Source organism: Gramella sp. KN1008, assembly GCF_004332155.1.
In the GTDB taxonomy this organism is placed as follows: Bacteria; Bacteroidota; Bacteroidia; order Flavobacteriales; family Flavobacteriaceae; genus Christiangramia.
The window spans coordinates 342,344-363,216 of sequence record NZ_SJDV01000003.1; the positions used below are offsets into that span (position 1 = coordinate 342,344).

Sequence of the window (20,873 nt, forward strand, 5' to 3'; positions counted from 1 at the left end):
AGCATGAAACCTTATTTTAAAATCATATTGATACTTCCGGCACTGATAATTTTTTCATGTGCGCAGGATAAAGGGAAGAGAAGCTATACCCAGGCTGAAATGGAAAAAGCTTCAGCTGAATTGAATGAATTCTTCGAAACAGAATTTCATAAGGAAATCGAAGAATCCCCCATGACGCAAACGCGAAGAGGAATGAAGACCGATTATGGTAAATGGGACGATTTTTCCAGTCTTAAATACACCGAAGACCTCGAGCAGGCCAAAAAGCGAATGGAGTACCTGGAGAAGGTGGATACCTCTGCTCTAAACGAGGAAACCAGATTAAGCTACCAGTTGTATCACCAACAGGTTCAGAATGAAATTGACGATTATAAATACCGTTTCTATAATTATCCTATAAATCAGATGCATGGCTATCATACGGAACTGCCAGCCTTTTTGATAAATATGCATCGAATAGATTCGATACCCGATGCTGAGGCTTATATTTCAAGACTTGTGGGGATTGAAAAGGCTATGAATGATATCATAGAACAGCTCAAGTTACGAGAACAGAATGGGATCGTACCTCCTAAATTCGTTTTTGACAGAAGTCTGGATGCTTCCCGTAATATCATAAAAGGTAAGCCATTTATGAAGTCTGAGAATCCCAGTACGCTGCTGGAAGACTTCAAATCCAAGATTGAAAAACTCGGGATCTCCCAGGAAGAAGAGCGCAGGCTTATAGCGGAAGCAGAAAATGCGCTCGTGGATCATGTTCAACCGGCCTATGAGAGCCTGATAGCCTTTCTGGAAAATCAGCAGCAAAGAGCAACAGAAGAAGCTGGCGTCTGGAAGTTACCCAAAGGAGGGGAGTTTTATAATAATGCTTTAACACGTATGACTACTACTGGTTTAACGGCAGATGAGATCCACGATATAGGGTTAAGCGAAGTAGCCCGAATACATGCGGAGATGGAAGAAATCATGGCTGAGGTTGGCTTTGAAGGATCATTGCAGGATTTCTTTGAGTTCATGAAGACAGATGAACAGTTCTATTATGAAAACTCTGAACAGGGAAAAACGGCATACCTTAATAAGGCTAAAGATATTATCAATAAAATGAAGACTGAGCTTCCAAAGTTATTCAACACCATGCCTGAAGCCGAGGTTGTGGTAAAAGCAGTGGAGCCTTTCAGGGAGAAAAGTGCCGGAAAGGCTTTTTACCAGGAACCTGCACTTGATGGTTCGCGACCTGGAACTTATTATGCCAATTTATTTGATATGGAAGCTATGCCCAAATACGAAATGGAGGCATTGGCCTATCATGAAGGTATTCCCGGTCATCATATGCAGATCGCTATTGCCCAGGAAGTGGATAGTATTCCTGAATTCAGAAAGTTCAGCTTTTATCCCGCTTATGTGGAAGGATGGGGCTTGTATAGTGAATTTGTTCCTAAGGAAATAGGATATTATAAGGATCCCTATTCCGATTTCGGACGGCTTGCAATGGAATTATGGCGTTCCTGCCGTCTGGTGGTAGATACGGGTATACATGCAAAGAAATGGACGAGACAGGAAGGTATAGACTATTACAAAGAGAATACTCCAGCCGCTGAAAGCGCATGTGTGAAAATGGTAGAAAGACATATAGTAATGCCAGGCCAGGCTACAGCCTATAAAATAGGGATGAATAAAATTCTGGAACTAAGGGAAAATGCTACAGAAAGACTCGGTCATGATTTTGATATCAAGGAATTCCATGATGTTGTATTGACCAACGGGGCTATGCCTTTAAATATTTTAGAATCACAGGTAGAGGCCTGGATCAAATCCAAAAGCAAATTAAATTGAGCGAAATTCAAAAATCCGATCTCAAGATCATTGAGCTGGTAAATGGAGAAAAAAGTCGTTTGCAGATTCTTAATTATGGAGCTGCAATCTTTGGATTTAAAATATACAACAACCGGCAGGAATTGATAGATCTGGTAGTTGGGCCACAAAATCCCGAAGATTATATCAGCGCCGATTATAAAAACGAAAATAAATGCTTTGGAGCCAGTGTGGGCCGGTTCGCGGGAAGGATCTCCGATGGGAAATTCAGTATTGCAGAAAAGGAATATCAGCTCTTTGAGGAAAATGGAGTTCATCTTCACGGGGGTGAGAACGGTTTTCAGTATAAGTTATGGGAAGTAGAAAAGGTCGAGCAGGACGAAAACCCCTCTGTAACTCTTTTCTATATCAGTGAGCATCTGGAGGAGGGCTATCCGGGAAGATTAAAAGTGACTGCAAAATTTACCCTGACGGAGGATAACCAGATAAAGATTTCCTATCAGGCTAAAACTGACCGGGAAACTATAGTGAATATTACCAACCATTCATATTTCAACTTGAATGGAGGGGGAAGTGTGAGCGATCACTTCATGCAAGTGAATGCATCAAAGATACTTGAACTTGATGAAAAGAATTTACCCACAGGGAATCTCATAAAACTAAAAAAGAACCTGAAGGATTATCGGGAAAACCGTTTGTTGGGGAATAGGGAACTAGACGATATATATGTACTTGATGTAATGGAAAATGAAGTTCAGGCGCAGTTATTTGCTCCACTTAGTGGTATTAAAATGAGAGTGAGTAGTAACCAACCGGTACTGGTGATCTATTCACCCGAAACTCTGCCGGATAAGTGGAATTATTCCAGTAAAATTGACCGGAAATATCCGGCGGTGGCCATGGAAGCACAAAATTATCCTGATGCGCCTAACTTTCGTAATTTTCCATCCAGTATTTTAAAACCCGGAGAATTGTATGAAAATGAGATCGTTTTCTCATTTACTGTAAATAAAAGCGAATAAATGTAAACGTAGCTTTTACGTTTCAGGATTATAATTCTATATTTAACCGAAATTTTAAGAAAACCTTATGACTTCAATTTAAACCACTCTGGAGATATAAAAATTAAAATAATATCTGGTGGGAAAGGAAAAGTCTTCTTGGGGGTAAGGATTTCATAACTAACTATTTAACAACTTTAAACTAATCTTTTAATATGGAATTTGAATTACTGGATGTTATAGTCTTTATTGCCTATGCCCTGGTTATAATGGGAGTTGGACTTTGGATGTCACGAGGGAAAGGAAATACTTCAGAAGACTATTTCCTTGCGAGTAAATCGCTGCCCTGGTGGGCAATTGGAGCATCGCTTATTGCAGCGAACATTTCGGCGGAACAGTTTATTGGGATGTCCGGATCCGGATTTGCCCTGGGACTGGCTATCGCTTCATATGAATGGATGGCGGCTTTAACGCTTATCATCGTGGGTAAATATTTCCTGCCCATTTTCATTGAAAAGAAACTCTATACAATTCCGGAATTTATCGAGGTACGATATAGTGAAAATCTCAAGACCATTCTTGCGGTTTTCTGGATCTGTCTTTTCATATTCGTTAATCTTACTTCCGTGTTATATCTTGGTGCTACAGCACTCGATACTATTATTGGAACAGGTGACGGTTCCATTTTCATGGAAAGCATTTTAGGCCTTGCTCTTTTTGCAGCCGCATACTCCTTGTACGGTGGACTCTCTGCTGTGGCCTGGACCGATGTTGTGCAGGTAGTACTTCTTGTAGCGGGTGGTTTGATCACCACAGTTATAGCGCTAGGTCATGTTTCTGACGATGGTAATATCATTAACGGAATGGTTAAGATATATGAAGAGGTTCCGGAAAAATTCTCAATGATACTTGATAAAGGAGAGATTATAACCCCTAATGGAAAGGATGCCTGGTGGGATCTTCCCGGTCTGGCGGTTCTAATAGGAGGTATGTGGGTAGCAAACCTGTATTACTGGGGTTTCAACCAGTATATCATACAAAGAACCCTTGCCGCTAAAAGTTTAAGGGAATCCCAGAAGGGTATCGTGCTGGCGGGTTTTCTGAAACTACTTATTCCTTTGATTATTGTAATTCCTGGGATTATTGCGTTTGTAATGAATGCAGATCCGAGTGGGAATATAGTGTCTGGAGTCGCCGATCCTTCCTTCTTTAGCAGTAGTGGAAGCGTAATTAATGACAATGCTGCTCCATGGTTAATTAAAGAGTTCGTACCAGCCGGATTAAAAGGGCTTGTACTTGCTGCCCTGGCTGCTGCGATTGTTTCTTCTCTGGCTTCTATGCTTAACTCTACGGCTACGATCTTTACCATGGATATATATAAGCCATTCTTCCATAAAAAAGGTGGTTCGGAAAGAAAACTAGTGAATATTGGTAGAATAACTGCTGCTATTTCATTAGTAATTGCAATTATTCTGGCGCCACAATTGAAGAATCTGGGACAGGTATTCCAGTATATCCAGGAATATACAGGAGTGGTTAGTCCGGGTATCCTGGCTGTGTTTATGCTTGGTCTGTTCTGGAGAAAAACTACTAACAAAGCAGCCATCTGGGGTGTTCTCATATCCATACCAATCGCCTTTTACTTTAAAGTAGCACCTAATGGATGGAGTGATTCTGTCATCTTTATTAACTGGCCGTTTATGCACCAGATGATGGCAACATGGATCTTAACCATGTTAGTGATGGTGCTTATCAGTTACCTTGAGACAGGCGGAAAGATCCAGGAGAAGTCTATCAAGCTTACACCAGGTTTATTTAAAACAGGACCTGTATTCAATATTTGCAGCTTTGCGATCATATTGATCCTCGTAATGCTTTATGCGATGTTCTGGTAAGAAGAATAGTCATTATAAAAAAGAAATCCCGAAGCTGTGCTTCGGGATTTTTTATATATCAGGAATCTAAACTTTTTAATTAACAGGCTGTAAGGCTTTATGCCTAGTGGAATTTCGATGAATAATTGAAGTCTCCAGCTTATACACTATAGGTTCGGGAGGTAGTTTTCCCTCAATCCGGTCTACCATAGTCTCCAGGGCAAGTTTTCCCTGTTCTTCGGCATGCTGGTCTACCGTGCTGAGTGAAGGCCTGAAATGTTCGCTCATCAAACCATTAGTGAAGCCTATAACAGACAGATCTTCTGGGATCCTGAAACCGGAATTCAAAGCACTTTTCATAACCAGAATGGCACCCAGTTCATCGGAGGCAATAATTCCATCAATCTTCTTATTTTGAAGAAGATCTTTTAATTTTTCATCGGGGAAATTTTTGGGATCAAAATCTACCATTTTTTGTGATACACCATAGTTTTTTACTGCCTCCAGGTATCCTTTCTTTCTTTCAGTATCTACGCTCGTGTCTGAAATTCCCGAAAAGTAGGCTACCCTCTTACATCCCGAATTCAGAAGTGCCACGGTAGCCTGTTCAGCCTGTAGAGAGTCATTTATACTGACCTTATCGCATTCGATTTGTTTTAGAACTCGATCAAATAACACGAAAGGTACTTTACGGCTGAATATAGGCTTTAAATGCTCTATTTCCATTCTCGCCTGAGTTTCCTGTGAAAGTGACATTATGAGCCCATCTACCTGACCCTTTATAAGAGTTTGAACACTTTCGGCTTCCTTTTGGATACATTCGTTAGATATGCATATTATAATGCGATAACCGAGTTCGCTGGCTTTTGTTTCTATACCATGAAGGGCTTCAGCGAAGAAATGCGGAAGTATGGCCGGAATGATAACACCTATGGTCCTGGTATGTCTGGTTTTTAGATTTTGTGCCAGCATATTTGGAACATAATGATGCAGAGCAGCCAGTTCCTTTACTCTTTTTTGAGTCTGGGGACTTATCTCAGGGCTGTCGTTCAGGGCTTTTGAAACGGTGCTGATAGATACATTCAGTAATTTGGCCAGTTCCTTTAGGGTTATCCTGTTTTCCATTCTTTTTATTCCTTCTTTAGATAATGAATATCTGAAAGTTCATTCAATCGTTTTGCCGCCTGCTCTGCAGTTATATCTCTCTGTGGACCCGCAAACATTTCATATCCGACCATGAATTTTTTTACCGTAGCCGATCTGAGTAAGGGAGGATAAAAGCTCATATGAAAATGCCACTCGGGATATTCCTTTCCATTAGTAGGAATTTGATGAATTCCTGAGGAATATGGAAAACTTGTCTCAAAGAGATTGTCATATTTGATGGTCAGTTTTTTCAGAATTTGGGCATATGCCTTTTCTTCTTCTGAGTTTAACTGACCAATATGCTGAAGATGTCTTTTTGGGACGATCATCGCTTCAAATGGCCAGACCGCCCAGTATGGTACTAAAGCCACAAAATGTCCATTTTCTTCAAGTATTCTTTCGCCCGCCTTTAATTCCTGTTCCAGGTAATCACCCAAGAGGCTGGAACCATTTTCTTCCCAGTATTCCTTGAATCTGGACGATTTTTTGAGAACTTCGGTAGGGATGGAAGATTGTGACCAGATCTGCCCATGTGGATGCGGATTGCTGCATCCCATTATCGCACCTTTATTTTCAAAGATCTGTACATAATTGATTTCTTTTTTTCCACCCAATTCTTTATATTCTTTCTTCCACATTTGGATTACCTTGGTGATATCTTCCTCTTCCATTAAAGGCAAGGTGAGGGAGTGATCAGGTGAAAAGCATACTACCTTGCAGATCCCTTTTTCACTTTCAGCCTTAAGCAGGCCTTCCTCAAAATCGATCTCCGGAGAATCCGGCAGCAGGGATGAAAAATCATTTACAAAGCTAAAAGGTTCCTTATAATCAGGATTGGTATCTCCACTTGCCCGCGTATTGCCTGGACAGAGGTAACAGGATGGATCATAGGTTTCCTTTTTCTCCTTTTTACTTTCTTCAGTCTTTCCCTGCCATGGTCGCTTTGTACGGTGAGGAGATACGAGTATCCATTCTCCGGTTAGGATGTTATAACGTCTATGGGGAGTATTATTTAGTTCGGTATTCATTATCTTATCGTTTTTGTAATTTGAGTACCTACGTTCGGGAAAACACTTATAGCATCTAATTTAATATTGAATCTTTCAAAGTAGGCTGCAGACACTTCTTCAACATACGAATCTATTTTGTCCTGTTCAATCAGGTTTAAAGTGCAACCTCCAAAGCCGCCTCCCATCATTCTTGAACCATATATAAAGTCCTTATCCCGGGAATAGTCAACAAGGAAATCAAGCTCTGGGCAACTAACTTCATACTTATGTTGCAGGCCTTCGTGAGAAGCATACATCAGTTCACCAAACTCTTTTAGCTTCCCTGCTTTTAAGGTTCTGGCAGCATTAAGAACCCTTTCATTTTCTTCCAGAACATATATACATCTCTGATAAATGGTGGGGGTTAGCTTATCTTTATATTTCTCGAGGGTGGTAAAGTCAACATCTCTGAGTGTATCTACATCGGGATGATCTTTTTGAATTATTTTAACAGCTGTCTCACATTCTTCACGTCTAGTGTTATATTCACTGTCCGCAAGGTTATGAGAAACATTCGTGTTAAGTAGTAATAATTTACAGTCGTCAAAATCGGCGGGGATATATTCAGCATCCAGGTTGTCACAATCCAGCATGATCAAATGATCTTTCCTGCTCATTACTGAAGAATACTGATCCATGATTCCACAATTGGAGCCCACAAATTCATTCTCTGCCTTCTGAGAAAGTTTTACGATTTCGAGAGCGCTCAGGCCAAGGTCGAATAGTTCATTCAAACCACTGGCGATACCACATTCCAGTGCAGCAGAAGAGCTAATACCTGCGCCCACCGGAAGTTTACTATCAATTATACATTCAAAACCTTCAATTTTTTTACCCATTTTCTGGATCTGATCTACGACTCCAAGAACATAATTTTCCCAGCCTTCAGCTTTTGAAAAGTCTTTATCCAGCTGGAATTCAAAACCGGTCTTAAATGTCTCACTGTAAAGCCGGCAGAAATTTTCGGTATCATTTTTACGAAATTCCATACTGATGTACTTATCAATCGCACTTGGAAGTACAAATCCGCCATTATAATCGGTATGTTCACCAATAAGGTTTATTCTTCCAGGTGATTGAACAGAGACCTCAGATTTGAAATTCTCGTAAAGATCAGGTCGGTTTTTAAAGCTTCTAATATTCGTCAATTTTAATTCTTTTAGTTTTCAAATATAATAAATGTAAAAATTACGTTAATCTTTTTAAGAAAAAAAATTAATTTATTTGAAGATTAATTGATGGGTTAGTATTTAGGTAAACAGATAATATAGTTAATTTTCAATTATTAATTGTTCTTTTTACGTTTATTACTATTTTTAACAAGATAATTTATATATCCATCGCGATGAACAGACGTAATCTATTAAAAAACCTTGGCCTTGGTGCCGGAATTGTTAGCCTTGCCGGAGTTCCAAAAATATTTGCATCAGAATCAAAGGAAAATGAATACGGAATCAATCCACCTCATAAATCTAAAATAAACCATTCTGTTTGCAGGTGGTGTTATCAGGATATTCCATTGCAGGAATTCGCTAAAGCCTGTGCTGAAATGGGTATAAAAGCAATAGATCTTTTGAAACCGTCAGAATGGGAGGTCGTGGAAAAAGAAGGTTTGGTTTGTTCTATGGCAACAGATACGTTTGCTAATATAACAGAGGGTTTTAATAATCCTGCAAATCATGAAAAATTGCAGAAAGATTATAAGGGTTTAATAAAAAAGGCTTCAGAACACAAGATCAAAAATGTTATCTGTTTTTCCGGAAACCGGAATGGAATGGATAATGAAACCGGAATTGAGAATTGTGTTATTGGGCTTACTCCATTACTCGAATATGCGGAAGAGTTAAATGTCAATCTGGTAATGGAATTGCTTAACAGTAAAGTAGATCATGACGATTATATGTGTGATCGTACCGAGTGGGGAGTGGCTTTAGCAAAGGCTTTGGACAAACCTAACTTTAAATTGCTTTACGATATTTACCATATGCAGATCATGGAAGGAGATGTGATAAGAACCATTCGTGATAATCATAAATATATAAATCACTATCATACTGGTGGCGTGCCAGGAAGGAATGAGATAAATGATTCTCAGGAGCTTAATTATCCTGCTATCATGGAGGCGATCTATGAGACCGGCTTCGATGGTTTTGTAGCTCAGGAATTCATTCCTACATACGATGATAAACTATCTGCTCTTCGTGAAGGTATTAGGATTTGTGATATTTAGCCGGAAAGGAATATCTTAATGGATCATTCCCGTTTTATAAATCAAAAAAGGTCCCGTTTTAACGGGACCTTTTTTGCAGTTATAACAGAAATTAACCACATTTCGAAGAACCGCAGTCCTTACAGGTTAAGCATCCTTCCTGGTATATCAGATTTGAGGAATTACAATTATTACATTTTTCTTTCTTCGCTAACGTGCCATCGGCGATATAACGCTTAAGAGCCCTTACCACACCATTCTTCCAGGTGTTGATAGATTCGCTATCCAGTTGCAGACTATTAATAAGATCTACGACCTTGTCTATGGACATTCCATGGCGAAGTGTACTTGAGATCAGTTTCGCATAATTCCAGTATTCCGGATTGAACTTATGAGAGAGTCCCTCAATCGTGGTTTTATATCCTCTTTTATTCTCATACTGGAAATCATAGCGGGAAGTCCCATCTTCATCCCTGTTCTTAATGATAAGTCCTTCATTTACCCAGCGAGGAAGTAGAATACCTTCTTCATCATCAGCAAAACCGGTAAAGATCTCATAAGGCCTTCCGTCTACGAGTCCAATGAAAGCGATCCATTTATCCTTATTGTTCTGGAAGCGAACCACATCTGCGGTTAAGGTTTGTGGCCTTTTTAATGGAAATGCCCCAGTACTTTCTTCAGCCTCTTCTTCTTTTTTCTCTTCATTGGAAATTAGAACTCCAGATCTTGAACCGTCACGGTAAACCGTTACTCCTTTACAGCCGGCTTCCCAGGCTTCCATATATAGTTTGCCAACCAGGTCTTCATCCACATCATTAGGGAGATTGATGGTTACACTAATGGAATGATCTATCCATTTTTGAACTGCACCCTGCATTTTAACTTTACTTAACCAGTCCACATCATTAGAAGTAGCCTGATAGTAAGGTGACATTTTAACGAGTTTGTCCAGTTCTTCCTGAGAATAGTTCTTTTCGGTATCATGGCCCTTGGCTTTCATCCATTCTTTGAATCTATGGTGGAATACCACATATTCTTCCCAGGAATCACCAACTTCATCCACAAAATCTACCCTGGCATCCTTATCATTGGGATTTACCTTTCTTCTTCTTTTATAAACCGGCAGGAAAACAGGCTCTATTCCTGAAGTCGTTTGGGTCATAAGGCTTGTAGTACCGGTAGGAGCAATGGTAAGAAGTGCGATATTCCTTCTACCATGTTCCATCATGTCATAATAAAGCTTTTCGTCTGCCTCCTTTATTCTGTTGATAAGAGGATTATCTTTTTCTCTGTCGGAATCATAGATAGAAAAAGCGCCTCTTTCCTTTGCAGTTTCAACGGAAGCCCGGTAAGCAGCAAGAGTAATATTCTTATGGACATCTACTGAAAAATCGATTCCTTCCTTGCTTCCGTATTTTATACCAAGGCCTGCGAGCATATCTCCTTCTGCGGTAATTCCGATTCCTGTTCTACGCCCTTCATAGGCCTTTTTACGGATGTTCAGCCAAAGATTCTTTTCTACTGCTTTGATCTCTTCATTTTCAGGATCGGCATCGATCTTTGAAAGAATATTGTCTATCTTTTCCAATTCAAGATCAATGATGTCATCCATAATTCTCTGGGCTGCACCAATATGCTTTTTGAAAAGCTCATAGTTGAATTTCGCATTTTCGGTGAATGGGTTCTCAACATATGAGTAAAGATTGATCGCTAGCAAGCGACAGGAGTCGTATGGGCATAATGGTATTTCTCCACAAGGGTTAGTGGAAACCGTTTTGTATCCAAGATCTGCATAACAATCTGGTACCGACTCATTGATCACCGTATCCCAGAAAAGGATTCCGGGCTCGGCAGATTGCCATGCGTTGTGAACGATCTTCTTCCATAGTTTTTCTGCCTGTATCTCTTTTGAAAACTTAGGGTTTTGACTAAAAACCGGATATTTTTGAGTGTAATTACTGTTATTTTTAACAGCTTTCATGAACTCATCATCTATTCTAACCGAAACATTTGCACCTGTTACCTTGCCCTGTTCCATTTTGGCATCTATGAAATCCTCCGAATCTGGATGGTTAATGGATACTGATAGCATCAATGCGCCGCGACGACCATCCTGCGCAACCTCTCTTGTGGAATTTGAATAACGTTCCATAAAAGGAACAATCCCTGTAGAAGTAAGTGCCGAATTTTTTACTGCAGAACCTTTTGGTCGTATATGGGAAAGATCATGTCCCACACCGCCCCGGCGTTTCATTAACTGTACCTGTTCCTGGTCTATCTTCATTATTCCGCCGTAAGAATCAGAATCACCATCGTTTCCAATCACAAAGCAATTGGAAAGTGAGCCTACCTGGTATGGATTTCCAATTCCCGCCATGGGACTTCCCTGTGGGACTATGTATTTAAAGTTCTTGATAAGGTCAAAAACTTCATCTTCACTCATTGGATTAGGATATTTCTTTTCAATCCTGGCAATTTCCTTTGCGATACGTCTATGCATATCGTCCGGGGTAAGTTCATAGATATTCCCTTTGGAATCTTTTAGGGCATATTTATTTACCCAAACCCTTGCAGCAAGATCATCTCCTTTAAAATATTTAAGTGATGCTTCATAAGCCTGCTCCTGGGTATAGATTTTTGGAACGACTGGTTTTTCTTGTACAGGCATATAAATGAGATTTTTAGGTTAGAAATTCGTTATTCGAGCAGTGTAAATCTAAGCAAAGAAATGAGACAATTAACAAATCGTTTAGAAAAAGTTATCAAGAAAAAATTGTTAATTATCTAATAATCAATTAAGTAAAAAATTACTAACAATTAAAAGTTGACAAATATTAAAAACTTATGTTTTTCTGTTTGAATTTGAGTTCCGAGGATTGTACTGGGTATTTAAACATGAAAAAACAAGAAGAACCTGGTAATTCTATGGTAGAGCTAAAAGATAGAAGGGTTATCAAAAAAAGAGGCTCCGCAAACTGCGGAGCCTTCTTGAATTAACACCTATGAAAATTCAAAAATAAAAGCGTTTATTTTGTTACAGACCATATCACATATATTAGTTGGTGCTATGATCATCGCCCCATTTTCATTGGAGGTAGGGTTATATGTTGAGTTACCGCTGCAATTCACCAGGGTAACATTATTTTAGTAGAACTTCCAGTGCATTATTTGCACCATTTGTGATGCTAATATATATAATTAATCCGGGATTTGTACGTAGACAGAATTTTTTCATAAAATTTTCATAAAATCAATAGTGTAATCCGCGTATACCGGTTTAGAATCTCCGGCTACAATGCTCTTACGGAGCGCAATATGGCTTATAATTCATCCTTGAGATCAGCGTTCCTAAGGTCGAAGTAAAAAAGTGGTTTGAGTACAATTTTGAGGGGTGCTTTAAAGCTAAAAAAAGAGGGGTGTTCTTGTCAGAGGCCTCAAGTTTTGATAGAGGGGGGATGCATCGGACTATTTTTTTTAATCTTTATTTCATTGGGCAAGAGTGGTTGGTTCCTGCGATCTCTCCCAGCAGATAATTTTAATTAGATTTTCATTATCCATTTTATACTACTTTAATTATTCTAACGTTAAATTATTATTGTTTAGTAGTTGATTGATAGTATTTTATGGTTCGGGTTTGGTGTAACTATTATTAAAAAGGTTCGTCTTTTATATGTAAGCCAAAAAATGAATCAGGATGAAGAAAATTCAAATATTACTTTTTGCTTTAATAATGATTTCTGTAGCGGTAAAAGTTTCAATAGCGCCTGTGGATAGAAAAGCTGGAATTCAGGCTGTTGGTGAGAATTATGGAGCCGAAAAATTTTTTAGATACAGGGTTCATCATGTTCAGTTTAAGGGTGATGCTAAACTTACTAAATGCTCGATACGGTCTGAGTGTTGTGAGGTTTAAACCTTAACTTTTATAATTTTAATTATAAAATGATAAAAAATACTATTTTTAGTTAAAAAATAATTATTCATTATGCCAAAAATGTTAAAAAGATATATGATAAATTATTTAAATTGTAAATTATTGAATATATTATAGCTGCTCTCTGTGGCATATTTGCGCTGAAATACTATTAAATTTGAATTAGCCAACACAAAGTTTTTACGATTCCTCGCACTGATACTTCTAGGAGGGCAGCTTTAATTTTATTATTCCTCGGGGTACCAATCCGTCAATTCCACTTCTATATTTTTATCTCCTGTATTTTAAGAAAGGTTTAAGCGCATTTTAATGTCCCCACGGGAATAAGGGCCATTATCTTCTATTGGAATTTCTTCAAAACCATATTTTTTGTAGAGATGGATGGCGTTTTCCAATTTTCGATTGGAATAGATAATCAATTTTTTCCAATTCATCTTTTTTGCAAAATCCAGGGTGTGTCTCATGAGTTTTTGTCCTATTTTCTGCCCCCGGCATTCAGGCTTTACCGCCATTTTTGTAAGCTCAAAAACATCATCCTCCATCCGCATTAGAGCCACGCAGCCCAATATATCATTTCCTTCCTTTACAAAGAGAATATTACCACCAGGGTTAATAATAAATTTTTCCGGATCCCCGAGTACTTCCTCGTCATGTGGTTCAACCCAGAAAAACTCCTCAAGCCATTGAAGATTCATGTTTTTAAATTCTTCAGCATATTCTGGTTGCCAGGATATTATTTCCATTTGCTAGTTTTTGAGTAAAATTAGAAATTCCGTTTAATTATGTCGCAGTTTAGGGAAAATCTAAATTCACTTATATTTATGGATCTTAAAATTTTCATTCGATGAAAAATGTAATCTGGTATAAATTGGGTCACCTATTCTTAATTCTTTTATTTCTTTCCTGTAAGATAGGTCCCGAACCAGACCAGGAGTTAAAGGCTCTAGAAGGGGAGGTGGAGATCCTGCCACCCGATGAGCTGTACGGAGATCTTTTTTTCGATGCGCAAACAAAGGAACTCTATGATGATAGTAAAACTTTTGTTGATGTGGTCCCTCAGTATAATGTGGGACTCATAAGGCAACGCTACAATATGCTTGATGATACCACCGCAGAATCCATTTCGGAATTTATAGATCAGCATTTTGTGGTTCCTGGAAATGATTTTGAATTCAAAACCGATTCTTCATCAATTAAACTCCATATCAGAAAATTATGGGGTGTATTAAAAAGACCTGCTGATGATAGGATCTCGGGAACTCTGATTCCTCTTCCTAACCCGTATATAGTTCCCGGCGGCCGTTTTAGAGAAATATATTACTGGGATAGTTATTTTACCATGCTTGGGCTGATGGAGGATGGTGAAATTGAAACGATAAGGAATATGGTAGATAATTTCGCATATCTTATCAATGAGTATGGATTCATCCCTAATGGAAACCGTACTTATTATCTGGGGCGTTCACAGCCACCATTCTTTGCTATGATGGTAAAGGTTCTGGCTGAAGCTGAGGGCGAGAAGGTTCTTTCTGATTATCTTCCGGAACTCGAAAGGGAATATAATTTCTGGATGGATGGTTCAACTGAATTAAATGAGAATGCATTTCGCAGAGTTGTGAAGATGAAAGATGGAGAGATCCCAGAAAAAGCCGTTGTTAAAAACCCCGATCGAACAAAAGAAGAAGTATACCGGAACCTCCGAGCCGGAGCCGAATCGGGTTGGGATTTTTCAAGCCGCTGGTTGAATAAAGATGAAAATGGAAAATTTGATCTTTCAACAATTCATACTACGGATATTATCCCGGTAGACCTTAATTCTTTGCTATATAATCTTGAAATGACAATTGCCCAGGCAGCCGATTTAACCGGTGATGAATCTAAAGCGAATGAATTCAGGAAAAAGGCTGAATCCAGGAAAAAGGCAATTATTAAATATCACTGGAATGGGGAAGCCGGCTATTTTCTGGATTATAATTTCAGGGAAAATGAGATGACCGAGCGTTTTTCACTCGCCGGTGTTTACCCTCTTTTCTTCGAAATCGCAAATCAGCAGCAGGCAGATCTGGTCGCTGCTAAAATTGAAGAGGTATTTCTTCAGCCGGGGGGAGTGGTCACGAGTCCTTATAATACAGGAGAACAATGGGATGCTCCTAATGGCTGGGCTCCTTTACAGTGGCTGGCCATTGAAGGCCTTCGGAATTATGGCCGTAACGAACTGGCTTCAGAAATAAGTTCCCGCTGGCTAAAACTGAATAAGGATGTTTACCAGCGAACCTATAAAATGCTTGAAAAATATAATGTAGAAGACCTCTCCAAAGAGAGCGGAGGAGGAGAATACCCCACCCAGGATGGTTTTGGCTGGACAAATGGGGTTTATCAGAAATTATCTTCAGAATAAACTTATATGGAAAATATAGAATTATATATAGAATATGCTGCGAAAATTATCGAGGTTGCAGGAGTCCTCACTATAGTAATAGGAACTATAATAGCTCTTGTAAAATATATAGCGGTGCGTCAGAAATCCGCGCATAGATCATATAAACTTTTAAGGCAGGAATTAGGAAAAGGCATCTTGCTGGGTCTTGAAATTCTCGTTGCGGCCGATATAATTGCGACCGTAGTTACCGAGCCTACCATGGATAAGGTATTAATCCTGGGAGTTATTGTACTAATAAGAACATTTCTAAGTCTTTCTATTGAACTGGAAATCGAAGGTCGTTTTCCCTGGCAAACCAAAACCGAAAATGACCATATTGATCATAAATCATGAATTATTCAGAGATAAAATCACTGATAAAATAGGACAGGGTTTTTCCTATCTGCACGGCACTGGTTTCGTCTGGGGCTGCTTCACAGATATGAAAATAACAGCAGTTCTTATTTTTGGATGCCATGCTGATGAAATTCCGGATCTGATTCACAGAGAATCCGGCAGGTGATTTTGCGCTGCTTGGAAAATTGGCAATCGCATCACAGTCCAGTTCAAAACCAAATTTTGAATTGTCTATAGTCTCTATGCATTCCTTAAATCTCCGGTTGATCTCATCGGGGAACCTAAGCAGGTCTTCCAATAGGTGATAGTTCATATTTTCAGAAAAATCCATCTCCTTAAAAATATATTCAGGAGTGTAATTTTTGTGCAGACCAAATACTGCATATTTGCAAAGGTACTGGCCTTCTATGGCGTAGCTGAATCCATTCCCACTATGGCGGTGTTCCAGTTGCCGAAGATCTGTATGAGCATCTATATTAATGACATTCACCGGATCCCCCGTTGCTTTGGCAGCTCCTTTGATGTTACCGTAAGCGTTATTATGGCCGCCACCAATAAGGATAGGGATCTTTCCTGAGGAGATTATTTTCTCAACTAATTCGGCTACTAACTGATCGATCTCCTTTATGAGATCTCCCAGTTTTATATGATAATTAGGATCACTTGCGTCAATATTGGCGGCTTTATCCATAAATTTTTTACAGTCCAGCTCACCTAAAAGCACGAGATTCTCAGGGTCATTGAAACGATTCACCTGGATGTTTGCCAAAGCAGCCAGTAAAGATTGCCAGGCTTTGGAAGTGCCTGGTTTTCCATGATTGGCCCTAACACCAATATCTTCCGGAATTCCTAGCACGACATATCTGGCCGAATTATTTTCCAGGTCGCCCAGATTGTTTATGAATTGAAGCTTCTCTCCAAACTTGACCTCTCCTTTTCTTTTTGAGATCAGTTTTTCAATATTGGCCGGCTTATAGATCTTTAATGCGTCCATATTAAACCAGTTTACCATTTACATAAACCGAATCTATAGAATTGGTACCAAAAGCATAAGGCAGAAATGTGTAAGAAGGTATTTCTTTAGTGACGATCAGATTCGCCTTTTTGCCTTTGGTGATACTACCGTGGCTTTCGCTCAGCTCCATTGCATAAGCTCCATTTATAGTCGCCGCATTGATCGCCTCTTCAGGTGTCATCTTCATCTTAATGCAGGCCAGGGAGACTACAAGGTTCATGTTTCCGCTTGGCGTACTTCCCGGATTAAAATCTGTAGCGAGGGCTAATGGCAATCCTGCGTCCATTATCTTTCTTGCAGGAGTATAGGGGATACTTAGAAATAGGGAGCAGGAGGGGAGGGCGACAGGCATTGTATCTGAATTCTTTAGAATTTCAATATCCTCGTCGTTCATTACTTCAAGGTGGTCTACGCTTAATGCATTGTGTTCCACGCCAGCCTTCACACCTCCAATAGCGTTGAACTGGTTTACATGGATCTTTGGTTTAAGCCCGTATTCTTTTGCCGCGCTTAGCAGTTTATGAGTATCCTCCACTGTGAAATATCCTTTTTCGCAAAAGATGTCGATATATTCCGCAAGCTCCTGTTCAGCAACCTTAGGTAAGATCTCATTTATTACCAGATCCATATATTCCTGCGGTCGTTCTTTGTAATCCTTCGGAATGGCATGAGCGCCAAGGAAAGTAGCTTTCACAGGTAATTCATAATTCTCTCTGAGCTTTTTGATCACTCTCAGCATTTTCAACTCAGCTTCCTCGGTAAGTCCGTAGCCGGATTTGATCTCAACGGCACCCGTGCCAAGCTTCATAACCTCTTCCAATCTTTTAGCCGATTGTTTGTAGACTTCTTCTTCCGGAGTTTCCTGAAGGGTTTTTGCGCTATTCAGAATGCCGCCACCGCGGTTCGCGATCTCCTCATAACTGAGTCCGTTTATACGATCGGCGAATTCCTGTTCTCTGTTCCCGGCGTATACGATATGTGTATGCGAGTCACACCAGCTTGGAAGGATTATCTTTCCCGAAGCATCTATTTTTTCATTAACTTCAATATCCGGTGGATTATCCATGGAATCATAGGCTTCTATCCTGTCGTCCTCAATCAGTAACCAGGCATTCTTTATCGAAGGAAGTTCCTTCATATCGGTCCCTGAGACCTTTAGAATTTTTTCTTCTCTTACCTGAAGCAATTCCTTTATATTGGAGAATAATAATTTCATTTAAGCTCGAATTTTTTTGATCGGTCTGCTAAGATAAAAAAGTCATTCTGGAAGCTTCATAATTAGTCCGAAATTCTGTGTCAGAGGGTGAACTGCGCCAGTATCTTCTGAACTTCGTAAATATCAACTTTCTTATTAAAACGTTTGGAAATAGAAGGCGACTGCTCTCCCGAGATCCAGATTTTGAGTTCTGCATCGAGATCAAAACTGCCGGCCGTTTCCACACTAAAACGGGTAATGCTCTTATAAAGAACCGAAAAGTATTCGATTTTGTTTCCGGTAATTCCCTGAACATCCACAAGAATTAGACGCTTGTTAGTAAAGATGAAGGTGTCCCTTAATATTTTGAAGCCCGCTTCGATCTCTTCTGAAGGAATTAGGAGTTTTCCATATTTTTCCTGGAGCGTTTCCTTTTCAATAGCTCCAGCATTTCCTAAGAGTGAAGAAAGTATGCCCATATTAATTTTTAATTGATTTCATGTCTATTACAAACCTGTATTTCACATCAGAGTTAACCACCCTTTCATAGGCTTCATTGATATTCTGAATATCTATCATTTCAATATCTGAAACTATATTATGTTTTCCGCAGAAATCCAGCATTTCCTGGGTTTCCTTGATGCCACCTATCAGGGAGCCGGCCACTCTTTTTCGTCCCATAACAAGTCCGCCGCCATGAACGTCTATCGAATCTATCGCACCAACAAGCACCATGGTCGCATCTCTCTTTAATAGAGCGATATATGGATTGGTATCATGTCCAACCGGGACGGTGTTCAGCAGAAAATCGAAACTGCCCTGATGTTTTTTCATCTGCTCTTCATCCTTAGAAATAAGTACTTCGTGTGCCCCCAGGGCTTTTGCATCTCCGGCTTTTGATGGAGAAGTAGTGATCATTACAACATGAGCTCCAAGAGCATTTGCAAATTTGATCCCCATATGGCCCAAGCCTCCCAAACCAATAACGCCTACCTTATCTCCTTTCTTTACATTCCACTGTCGCAAAGGCGACCAGGTTGTAATACCTGCACATAATAAAGGAGCTACAGCCTTAGTGTCCAGGTTTTCAGGGATCTTTAAAACGAACTTTTCTCTTACGACAATCATTTCAGAATATCCTCCAAAAGTATGACCTCCCAGATGTTTGTCCTCACCGTTATAGGTTAGGACCATTCCATTTTCACAATACTGTTCCAGGTTATCCTTACAGGACTCACATTCCTGGCAAGAATCTACCAGGCACCCAACTCCTACCAGATCGCCTTTTTTGAATTTTGTGACATCTTTTCCTACTTCGGTTACTCTCCCAATTATCTCGTGGCCCGGTACCACAGGATAAATACTATTCCCCCAGTCATTTCTAACTTGATGAATATCACTGTGACAAACTCCGCAATATTCTATTTCGATCTTTACATCATTTGCTAAAATCTCCCTTCTTTCAATATCAAAAGGCTTTAATTTGGCATCACTTGATTGTGCTGCATAAGCGTTAACATTCTTCATCTTTCTGGATTTTTAATTTCATAGGAAGTTACTTAAAATAGAAAGGAGACCGGTTATATATGGGGAAGGTTTAACTTTAATTAACGATTGTACCAGTACGTCTCTCTTGATCAAGCCAAGGAATGAGTTTAACAGAATTCTTAGTACATTAGGGCTCTTATTTTCCAAATCAGAATTTTATGAGTAAGCCTAAAGGGATAAATACTATTTGCACACATGTTGGAGAGCTGGAAGACACGGAGTTTAGGGGAGCGGTTTCACCATTATATATGTCTACATCCTATGCGTTCGAAGATGTAGAGGTTAAACGATATCCTCGTTATTTTAATACACCTAATCAGGTGGCTCTTACCAGGAAAATGGCAGCGCTGGAACATGGGGAATCTTCGCTTATCTTCGGAAGCGGAATGGCTGCGGTAAGCACCTCGTTGATGGCATTTTTAAGATCTGGCGATCACGTGGTATTTCAGGATTCCTTGTACGGGGGAACCAGTAATCTGGTGACCGAGGAATTTGATAAATTTGGGATAGCATATAGCTTTGCCAAAGACGCGAGAATTGAGTCACTGGAAGCCGAACTTAAGGAAAATACCAAGGTGATCTATATCGAAACACCCTCAAATCCTTTGCTCAGGATTACTGACATGAAGGCTGTCGCTAAGCTGGCAAAGAAAGAAGGTCTTGTAAGTATGATAGATAATACCTTTGCCTCACCCGTGAATCAGAATCCCATAGACTTTGGGATAGATGTGGTGATACATTCGGCTACCAAGTATATGGGTGGCCACAGTGATATTCTGGCAGGAACAGTAATTTCTTCAAAGGAATATATAGACCGTATTTTTCAAATGGCAAAGAACTTTGGCGGTAGCCTGAGTGATTATACCGTCTGGTTGCTGGAAAGAAGTCTGAAGACCATGGGCATCAGGGTGAAAGCTCAGAACGAGAACGCGATGAAATTAGCTGAATACCTGAATTCTCATTCGGATGTAAGTAAGGTTTATTATCCCGGATTGAAGGATCATCCGGATCATAAACTGGCAAAAGAGCAAATGAAAGGATACGGCGGAATGCTTTCTTTTGAACTGAACGAGGATATCAATGTTTCAGAATTCATGAAATCCCTGGAGCTTATAAAACCTTCCATGAGCCTTGCAGGAGTGGAAAGCACCATTCTTCTGCCTTCAAAGACCTCTCATGGCTTATTAAGTGCTGAAGAGAGGGAAAAGCAGGGGATTAAGGATAATCTTTTAAGGTTTTCGGTAGGAATCGAAGAGACTGAAGACCTGATAGAAGACCTGGAGCAGGCTATTAATAAAGTAATTAAGAATTAGAAAA

Annotated in this window: 17 protein-coding genes; 8 read left to right on the forward strand and 9 right to left on the reverse strand. The window is 39.6% G+C overall.

From position 1 onward, the window contains the following. Window positions 1-3 precede the first annotated feature (3 nt). The 3 genes from EZJ28_RS07420 to EZJ28_RS07430 all read left to right on the forward strand — a co-directional run bounded on the left by EZJ28_RS07420 (window position 4) and on the right by EZJ28_RS07430 (window position 4,708). Entirely contained in the window at window positions 4-1,833 is a 1,830-nt protein-coding gene (locus EZJ28_RS07420; protein WP_131396429.1) for a DUF885 family protein, read from the forward strand. Next, window positions 1,830-2,834, forward strand: coding sequence for an aldose epimerase family protein (locus EZJ28_RS07425; protein ID WP_131396431.1), 1,005 nt, complete (start codon window positions 1,830-1,832; stop codon window positions 2,832-2,834). Before EZJ28_RS07420 ends, EZJ28_RS07425 begins: the two co-directional genes overlap by 4 nt. Before the next feature lie 194 nt (window positions 2,835-3,028). Further along, entirely contained in the window at window positions 3,029-4,708 is a 1,680-nt protein-coding gene (locus EZJ28_RS07430) for a sodium/sugar symporter (protein ID WP_131396433.1), read from the forward strand. Between the two features lie 75 nt (window positions 4,709-4,783). Here EZJ28_RS07430 and EZJ28_RS07435 read toward each other — a convergent pair whose 3' ends face one another. The 3 genes from EZJ28_RS07435 to galK are packed head-to-tail and all read right to left on the reverse strand — an operon-like array spanning window position 4,784 to window position 8,030. Then, window positions 4,784-5,812, reverse strand: a complete 1,029-nt coding sequence (locus EZJ28_RS07435) for a LacI family DNA-binding transcriptional regulator (RefSeq protein ID WP_131396435.1) — start codon at window positions 5,810-5,812, stop codon at window positions 4,784-4,786. 5 nt (window positions 5,813-5,817) lie between these two features. Beyond that, a complete protein-coding gene (locus EZJ28_RS07440) occupies window positions 5,818-6,861 on the reverse strand; it encodes a UDP-glucose--hexose-1-phosphate uridylyltransferase (RefSeq protein WP_131396437.1) in 1,044 nt (347 codons plus the stop codon). Then, entirely contained in the window at window positions 6,861-8,030 is a 1,170-nt protein-coding gene (gene galK / locus EZJ28_RS07445; protein ID WP_131396439.1) for a galactokinase, read from the reverse strand. The genes EZJ28_RS07440 and galK overlap by 1 nt, the downstream gene beginning before the upstream one ends. Before the next feature lie 197 nt (window positions 8,031-8,227). Here galK and EZJ28_RS07450 point away from each other — a divergent pair, with 197 nt between their 5' ends. Further along, entirely contained in the window at window positions 8,228-9,112 is an 885-nt protein-coding gene (locus EZJ28_RS07450; protein WP_242670086.1) for a hydroxypyruvate isomerase family protein, read from the forward strand. 91 nt (window positions 9,113-9,203) lie between these two features. Here the strand turns inward: EZJ28_RS07450 and EZJ28_RS07455 are convergent, their stop codons facing one another. Beyond that, window positions 9,204-11,759 carry an adenosylcobalamin-dependent ribonucleoside-diphosphate reductase gene (locus EZJ28_RS07455; protein WP_131396443.1) on the reverse strand — a complete coding sequence of 852 codons (2,556 nt, stop codon included), beginning with the start codon at window positions 11,757-11,759 and terminating at the stop codon, window positions 9,204-9,206. A 1,026-nt stretch (window positions 11,760-12,785) separates the two neighbouring features. On the opposite strand from EZJ28_RS07455, the gene EZJ28_RS07460 reads away from it, so the two are divergent. Continuing rightward, window positions 12,786-13,001, forward strand: a complete 216-nt coding sequence (locus EZJ28_RS07460; RefSeq protein ID WP_131396445.1) for a hypothetical protein — start codon at window positions 12,786-12,788, stop codon at window positions 12,999-13,001. A 305-nt stretch (window positions 13,002-13,306) separates the two neighbouring features. On the opposite strand, the gene EZJ28_RS07465 is transcribed toward EZJ28_RS07460, so the two are convergent. Next, complete coding sequence (locus tag EZJ28_RS07465; protein WP_131396447.1) at window positions 13,307-13,765, reverse strand: GNAT family N-acetyltransferase; 459 nt, start codon at window positions 13,763-13,765, stop codon at window positions 13,307-13,309. 101 nt (window positions 13,766-13,866) lie between these two features. On the opposite strand from EZJ28_RS07465, the gene treF reads away from it, so the two are divergent. Next, entirely contained in the window at window positions 13,867-15,420 is a 1,554-nt protein-coding gene (gene treF / locus EZJ28_RS07470) for an alpha,alpha-trehalase TreF (protein WP_131396449.1), read from the forward strand. A 6-nt stretch (window positions 15,421-15,426) separates the two neighbouring features. Further along, window positions 15,427-15,795, forward strand: a complete 369-nt coding sequence (locus tag EZJ28_RS07475) for a DUF1622 domain-containing protein (protein WP_131396451.1) — start codon at window positions 15,427-15,429, stop codon at window positions 15,793-15,795. 1 nt (window position 15,796) lies between these two features. Here the strand turns inward: EZJ28_RS07475 and EZJ28_RS07480 are convergent, their stop codons facing one another. From EZJ28_RS07480 to EZJ28_RS07495, 4 genes are all read right to left on the reverse strand, one after another. Beyond that, window positions 15,797-16,792 carry a formimidoylglutamase gene (locus EZJ28_RS07480; RefSeq protein WP_131396453.1) on the reverse strand — a complete coding sequence of 332 codons (996 nt, stop codon included), beginning with the start codon at window positions 16,790-16,792 and terminating at the stop codon, window positions 15,797-15,799. Window position 16,793: 1 nt separating this feature from the next. After that, entirely contained in the window at window positions 16,794-18,029 is a 1,236-nt protein-coding gene (gene hutI, locus EZJ28_RS07485; protein ID WP_131396454.1) for an imidazolonepropionase, read from the reverse strand. 80 nt (window positions 18,030-18,109) lie between these two features. Beyond that, window positions 18,110-18,487, reverse strand: a complete 378-nt coding sequence (locus EZJ28_RS07490) for a PH domain-containing protein (protein WP_131396456.1) — start codon at window positions 18,485-18,487, stop codon at window positions 18,110-18,112. Window position 18,488: 1 nt separating this feature from the next. Further along, window positions 18,489-19,535, reverse strand: a complete 1,047-nt coding sequence (locus tag EZJ28_RS07495) for an NAD(P)-dependent alcohol dehydrogenase (RefSeq protein WP_131396457.1) — start codon at window positions 19,533-19,535, stop codon at window positions 18,489-18,491. A 179-nt stretch (window positions 19,536-19,714) separates the two neighbouring features. Here EZJ28_RS07495 and EZJ28_RS07500 point away from each other — a divergent pair, with 179 nt between their 5' ends. Then, complete coding sequence (locus EZJ28_RS07500; RefSeq protein ID WP_131396459.1) at window positions 19,715-20,869, forward strand: PLP-dependent aspartate aminotransferase family protein; 1,155 nt, start codon at window positions 19,715-19,717, stop codon at window positions 20,867-20,869. The last annotated feature ends 4 nt before the right edge of the window (window positions 20,870-20,873 follow it).

What these genes read in the sequence shown, in the direction of transcription:
- EZJ28_RS07420 (WP_131396429.1), top strand. Translation starts at nt 4, where the DNA reads ATGAAACCTTATTTTAAAATCATATTGATACTTCCGGCACTGATAATT.
- EZJ28_RS07430 (WP_131396433.1), top strand. Translation starts at nt 3,029, where the DNA reads ATGGAATTTGAATTACTGGATGTTATAGTCTTTATTGCCTATGCCCTG.
- EZJ28_RS07435 (WP_131396435.1), bottom strand. Translation starts at nt 5,812, where the DNA reads ATGGAAAACAGGATAACCCTAAAGGAACTGGCCAAATTACTGAATGTA.
- EZJ28_RS07440 (WP_131396437.1), bottom strand. Translation starts at nt 6,861, where the DNA reads ATGAATACCGAACTAAATAATACTCCCCATAGACGTTATAACATCCTA.
- EZJ28_RS07450 (WP_242670086.1), top strand. Translation starts at nt 8,228, where the DNA reads ATGAACAGACGTAATCTATTAAAAAACCTTGGCCTTGGTGCCGGAATT.
- EZJ28_RS07455 (WP_131396443.1), bottom strand. Translation starts at nt 11,759, where the DNA reads ATGCCTGTACAAGAAAAACCAGTCGTTCCAAAAATCTATACCCAGGAG.
- EZJ28_RS07460 (WP_131396445.1), top strand. Translation starts at nt 12,786, where the DNA reads ATGAAGAAAATTCAAATATTACTTTTTGCTTTAATAATGATTTCTGTA.
- EZJ28_RS07465 (WP_131396447.1), bottom strand. Translation starts at nt 13,765, where the DNA reads ATGGAAATAATATCCTGGCAACCAGAATATGCTGAAGAATTTAAAAAC.
- treF (WP_131396449.1), top strand. Translation starts at nt 13,867, where the DNA reads ATGAAAAATGTAATCTGGTATAAATTGGGTCACCTATTCTTAATTCTT.
- EZJ28_RS07475 (WP_131396451.1), top strand. Translation starts at nt 15,427, where the DNA reads ATGGAAAATATAGAATTATATATAGAATATGCTGCGAAAATTATCGAG.
- EZJ28_RS07480 (WP_131396453.1), bottom strand. Translation starts at nt 16,792, where the DNA reads ATGGACGCATTAAAGATCTATAAGCCGGCCAATATTGAAAAACTGATC.
- hutI (WP_131396454.1), bottom strand. Translation starts at nt 18,029, where the DNA reads ATGAAATTATTATTCTCCAATATAAAGGAATTGCTTCAGGTAAGAGAA.
- EZJ28_RS07490 (WP_131396456.1), bottom strand. Translation starts at nt 18,487, where the DNA reads ATGGGCATACTTTCTTCACTCTTAGGAAATGCTGGAGCTATTGAAAAG.
- EZJ28_RS07495 (WP_131396457.1), bottom strand. Translation starts at nt 19,535, where the DNA reads ATGAAGAATGTTAACGCTTATGCAGCACAATCAAGTGATGCCAAATTA.
- EZJ28_RS07500 (WP_131396459.1), top strand. Translation starts at nt 19,715, where the DNA reads ATGAGTAAGCCTAAAGGGATAAATACTATTTGCACACATGTTGGAGAG.